Here is a 5599-nt window from a genome sequence, read left to right on the forward strand (position 1 = left end):
ACCGCGATGTGTCTAATGAACATCCGTTAGTGATCCAAAAAACACTCACACATCTGAATACAAAAAATGACGAAATCGTCGAATTATTGGCCTCACAATGTAGAGCGCCACCTCAGATAGGCTTGTTCACAATACGATTTACATTCATGGCATGACCTTATCAGTGATGTTTGGTGATTGATCTGAACACCCAATGCCGTGAATGTTCCCTTCCTCTTTTACTTATTTTACTGATTTATATGAATTATTCGTGGGTATACCACAGGGCAGGTTCGTTAAAATAGACAAGAACAAATCAATAGGGGCAGTGACGTTGATTGATCAAAAGTTCAACTAATGCTGTTGGCACAAACTTTCTGGTCAAGCATCAGTTAACGAGCTTATAGTGTGATTCGTTTTAGTGAACGGCGAAAAAGAGCGTTCAGCAGACAGTGTGAGGTGCTTGTTTTGTATTAGCATAAACAAGGTTTTGTTATTTCTACATTACTTGCTAAAGTTAAGGCACATCCCCGTATTGTTTGCACTAGAGTTAACGTTGCAATATGATTCTGTTGATACGCTTCAGATTTTTATTAGGCATATTTTTGTTGGCAATTTTAATTACCTTCTTTTGGTTTTGGTTGTCGAAAACCATAAACCAACAGGGCCAAGACACGCAAGTTATTAATAAAGCTGGTCAACAGCAGATGTTAAGCCAACGGATCGCGCTGCTATCCTATCGAATTGATAAGACGGTCAAATTGATGTTATTTACAAGTTGTAATAACGTCCGATTGCCATCAAATCATATATTGGCTGAAAAACAGCACAATCCACCGTGAGGTGATATTGATGGATATGCAGATGCCTACAATGGATGGCGTGACGACAACACGTTATATTCTAAAAGAAATGCAACTGACAATTCCAATTGTTGAATTAACAGCCAATTCGCTTATTTCTGACCATGAGTTATGTCTAGACGCAAGCATGGATCAAGTACTGACCAAGCCAATTGGCAAGAAAACTTTAATTGCGGCAATCCATAGTTTAGCCTCGGACAGTGACCTAGGTAATGTCAAATTACCGAGATAATTCAGATATATGCGACAATCTGGGCATTAAAAATACCAATGTTTATTCCGAATATCGCTATCAACAACAAATTGGTTTTATCGTAAATTTACACTTAGCTTCCGAAACATCTAAGAACTTCTATCAGAAAAATGCATAGCAATAAAAACTTACGGCAAGGTTCGTTACCCACTCAAAACATCTTATCGTAACGGCATTACCAATGACCGGCGCAGTAGTGTGCTCTTTGAGCCGCTTGATTTTGCATGCCGTTTAGCTATACCGATAACCAAGCTTTGCGTCAACCTTAATAGATTTAATGGTGTGCTTGCAGCAAGCTTCACAGTCTTCGAAAGTCTGCAAATGACATGTTGAGGAGGTTTCAACGAACTTGGTCAAGTAGTTTGCTTCATGATTGCAGCCCAAGTAAATTCTGATGCTAATTAGTTAGATCAGGTATGAAATTTTATTTTTTAAACGTATTTAAATTGTGCAATAAAATGCAGTATTACAATCGTACTCAACCTGACATGTCTCTTATACTTGCAAAGAAGAAACCTTTATGACTAAAAAAGACCATGATTTCCCGGCACTTTAGCAACTAACCAGTAATTGTGTTGTATTGACTATAAGATCAAGACTTGGAAAATTCGACATGGAATTAGCGACTATAAAGGTTTAATTGCTTCATTATGTTTTGTTAATTATCAAACGTTTCAGGTTGGATCTTACTAAGGAATACTCTCTATTCCCAGCACACTGACGAACCCAAAAGGGAAGCATCTTTTAGTTGACCGAATTTTTCGACTCAGAACAAAGTAAGATCGGTGGCCAGATGAAATGGGGAATACCAAAATAATGGTAACTTTTAACTGGCAAGATGATGGTAAAATTATAAATATATAGATTGAGCATCAAGGTCTCAATTGTTTTTCAGGTCAGGTCAAAAAAAGTCCCTATATTACCCATATATGAAGCGATGCTGCCAACCAATCTCTTTTAATACCGTGACAAAAAGCACCATTGGACCAAGTTTAAATAAAGCAAAAGGTAGAGCTAAATATGCACCAGTTCTGTCAATAGGTGGCTTCATGAATGACAAAAACATTGGACTCCCTAATCTAAGCAACCAAACTATTATCGTGCCTCGGTTATAGAGCAATTTACAATGCGCTTTCCCAAATCGGTTAAATTGCAATCAGAATAAAAGTTTTAAACTATGTGCAAAACCCATAGTGTTGAAGTAACCGGCGTAAATTCTGGCATTAATTGAGCAATCAGTTTACTTTTATACTGAAGAGGCACCATCAATTTCGACACCTTAATAATTATTTATTCTTGTGTATTTAAATGAGCTAGAGCTTATCTGGGATAAACTTCTGCAATGATGCATGTTTTACCCAAACATCACCCGTCTCTAGATCAAAGGCTATCCGACGATGCCCCTTCTCGCCAACATGTGCTATCAATAGCGAGACTCCCCTTTCAGCTAGATGATTAACTGCAGCCTTAGTATTTTGGGTGCCAATCGAAGCGTCTTCATGTAACGTTGAGTTTGACAACATATTACTACCGCCAAATATCTTCGCCACATAGTCCTTAAGATTGGTTCCTCGTTGCAAAGCCTCTCTTTCGAAAAGCATCATCACTTCATCACAATAACTACCATCATAATCATATCCAGCAGGAAAAATTTCATTTGAATTTCTTCTAGATGGAAGGACAAAGTGGCACATCCCACCTATTTTAAGCTTAGGATGCCAAAGCGTAATGGCAATACACGAACCCAGTAATGTATGAATTTGACATTTAGAACCACCAAAAAAAAACTCTCCGGGAAGAAGAAAACGACTGTTGATTTCATCTTGGGAACTGACAGTATTTGTTGTACCAATAATCTTCATAATATCATCCTAAGTCTTTTTTATTAATTTATACAATTGGTAATACTGCCTTTAATCTCTTCATGTACCTGAAGGATAAACTCCTTTTGGAGTTTAGGAAAAATGTATTGTCATTTTTCCTAAAATGACGATACATTTTTCCTCATATTTTGTATGTCGGCATCCCTTTTATATCAATAATGTCCCGACTGTCGGCGAACTATCGTTATTACTCAACCTTTTTTACTGAAGAAATTAATTGTAATGATTCCTCTAACTTTAATACACCATTTGCATCAACTGGCATTACCTGAATATCATGCCTTTGGGCTATGTGCTGCTAAGGTACAATATTTGCGTGATGCTCTAGGGCTGAGACAAGAATATTATTACCCGTTTTGAAATAACTTTTTCCCAAACTGACATCAACATGGTTAATGCTCTGGGTAGCATCTTTAGTCCAGACTATTTATTTATGATTGTTAGTACCAACAAAGTGTTGGATATTCTTGCGCGACTGTTCATATTATTCTTTGACACTGTCCGTCAACTCATGACCAGAGCGATGAACATTTACAGTTCTCGCTTTGTAGTGCTGTTGTGTAATATCGATGACCGAATGTAATTTTTGACTGGTAACTGCGCTGTCCAAATATAAATCGTTCTGTGCACTGGCATGGCTAAAAAATGGAAGATGCTGACGTAAAGTATTGGATATTATTAATTTTATTAAACACAGTGATCTTGGCACATTATTGTTGTCAATATGAAGCAGATTAGCAACATACTTAAGTTACATTAAGCAACGTAATTAAAGTGTAAAACCTCAATTAGCTGCAGCAAAATGACATATCACATAAACATCTACAGTCATCTCAAAGGAATCATTTCTTAACAATTTGGCAAAAAAATATTGACATGAATCAACAAAATTAATTAATAAATACAAAATTTCAAAAGCACTCTCTATCTGTTATATTTCATGGCACGAAGATCGAGGAATTAGTGATGTTAGAGAAAGAGCACAATTATCCTGCACCTTGGCAGCTGACAGGTAATGGAGTGGTTTTAGTCATGAAATTATCAAAATCATGGAAAGCGCGTTACGGGTTTTCTGACTATAAAGGGATAATTGCCTCTCTTTGTTTGGTTAATTACCAAACATCACCCGTTGGGTCTTACTACGAAATTTTATTTATTCCGGGCACCTTGAAAAATCCAAAAGGTAAACACTTATCAATTAGTCATATATTTGTTGATTCTGAAAATAGTATGCAGGCAGGGCAAAAGAATTGGGGTATTCCTAAGAAAATGGCTCAATTTGATTGGCAAGACGACGGAAAAACAATTCAAGTCGCTATCAAACATGAAGGTCATTCCTGTTTTACGTTTAAAGCTAAAAGATTAGGCCCCTCCATTCCTATTATTGAAGCTATGCTACCCAACACACTTTATCAGAAATGGAATAATCACCACCTTTGGACAAAGCCAAAAGCTAAAGGCCAAGCAAAATTTGCTACTATCATTAATTTAAGCGGCTGCGATAATGAAGATGGACAAGGTTTTCCAGATCTGAGCAACCAAACTATTTTGGCTGCATCTATTATTGACGGGTTCTCGATGCTTTTTCCTAAAGCGATTCAAGAAGAATAGTGTAAAGGTAAAGTAGTAAAATGAGACGTAATCAACATACTATTATTGCTGCTGCTGCAATTTCGGGCATAGACTTATCTACTCAAACTGGAAAGATTATCTTTTTACAAAAATAGTATTGCGTTAGGTTAGTTGTGACTTATTTTTTGCAAATGCAGGTTTTACTTACTCCGAGTAATCTATCGTTACAAGCTGAGCCTGATTTGCATAGAAATGAAAAAATATTTTCCCTGAGTACATTATCGCCAATATATAGTTGGCGAAAGATAAAGCAATTAAATAAAAATCATCTTTTTTGTATTATTATGACTCCACCTGCAATGGTTCACTTGGGACTTCCAGGGTATGCCTTGTATTCAGCGACAAAAAGCAATGTTACATTGTTTTGCCGAAACACAGAAATGGGAATCCACTGTAAAGCGTGAAATTGACCTAGCTTAAACCATTGCGACTCGCAACAGAATTCTTACACTCTGCCGGCAGTAAGACCCAATTTCCAAGTCAAACGACTGAAAAAGTTGCACGCAGTATTTTTTAGGTATTAGAAAAGAGTAAAACTAGGACCTAGCCTTCTTTTATATTTAGACTTTTTTGGTTAGCTTCGCAGTGGCTATCTTTTTTGCTGAGCATATATTTGAAAATAAAAGCCCAAAAACATCTAAATGAGAACCGAATCACTTATAAAATGAATAAACTGATAAGTCTCAAGCCAATAGACTGCTATCAACAAGATCTTGAATGTTATTTTGTGCCGTGCATGCTAATAAACTTTTTGGAGCAGTCTCTGCACATATTCCAAGCATTCATTAGAGTCAAAAAAATCAACTTTTTAGTAAAGAACTGTTTACTGAGTTCGGTAAACACATCATGTAGATCATACCCATCGGTATAGGGTAACCTGTATTGTTGGTCGACACGCTTCACCACCTATTTCAGAATTGTGGTAACGATTTCTCTAATTCTTTCAATTTTTATGTTTGTGTCTATATTTTTTACACACTGAATTATAT

General features: G+C 36.5%; 5 protein-coding genes and 1 pseudogene. 3 read left to right on the forward strand and 3 right to left on the reverse strand.

From position 1 onward, the window contains the following. Nucleotides 1-542 precede the first annotated feature (542 nt). Together QZ562_RS21370 and QZ562_RS18980 are read left to right on the forward strand one after the other, a co-directional pair. Nucleotides 543-821 (forward strand): type IV pili methyl-accepting chemotaxis transducer N-terminal domain-containing protein, encoded by a 279-nt coding sequence (locus QZ562_RS21370; RefSeq protein ID WP_363315381.1) that lies wholly within the window; start codon nt 543-545, stop codon nt 819-821. Next, a complete protein-coding gene (locus QZ562_RS18980) occupies nt 763-1074 on the forward strand; it encodes a response regulator (RefSeq protein WP_293763744.1) in 312 nt (103 codons plus the stop codon). Before QZ562_RS21370 ends, QZ562_RS18980 begins: the two co-directional genes overlap by 59 nt. Before the next feature lie 940 nt (nt 1075-2014). Here the strand turns inward: QZ562_RS18980 and QZ562_RS18985 are convergent. The 3 genes and pseudogenes from QZ562_RS18985 to QZ562_RS18995 form a co-directional block, all read right to left on the reverse strand. Then, nucleotides 2015-2161 carry a hypothetical protein gene (locus QZ562_RS18985; RefSeq protein ID WP_293763735.1) on the reverse strand — a complete coding sequence of 49 codons (147 nt, stop codon included), beginning with the start codon at nt 2159-2161 and terminating at the stop codon, nt 2015-2017. A 247-nt stretch (nt 2162-2408) separates the two neighbouring features. Further along, nucleotides 2409-2957, reverse strand: a complete 549-nt coding sequence (locus QZ562_RS18990) for a chemotaxis protein CheD (protein ID WP_293763738.1) — start codon at nt 2955-2957, stop codon at nt 2409-2411. A 319-nt stretch (nt 2958-3276) separates the two neighbouring features. Then, nucleotides 3277-3687 (reverse strand): annotated as a pseudogene (locus QZ562_RS18995) (aminotransferase class V-fold PLP-dependent enzyme). Nucleotides 3688-3944: 257 nt separating this feature from the next. Here QZ562_RS18995 and QZ562_RS19000 point away from each other — a divergent pair. Then, nucleotides 3945-4589, forward strand: coding sequence for an acetoacetate decarboxylase family protein (locus QZ562_RS19000; protein ID WP_293763741.1), 645 nt, complete (start codon nt 3945-3947; stop codon nt 4587-4589). Nucleotides 4590-5599: the final 1010 nt, after the last annotated feature.

Origin of the sequence: uncultured Paraglaciecola sp., from assembly GCF_913058035.1 — a bacterium.
GTDB lineage: Bacteria > Pseudomonadota > Gammaproteobacteria > Enterobacterales > Alteromonadaceae > Paraglaciecola.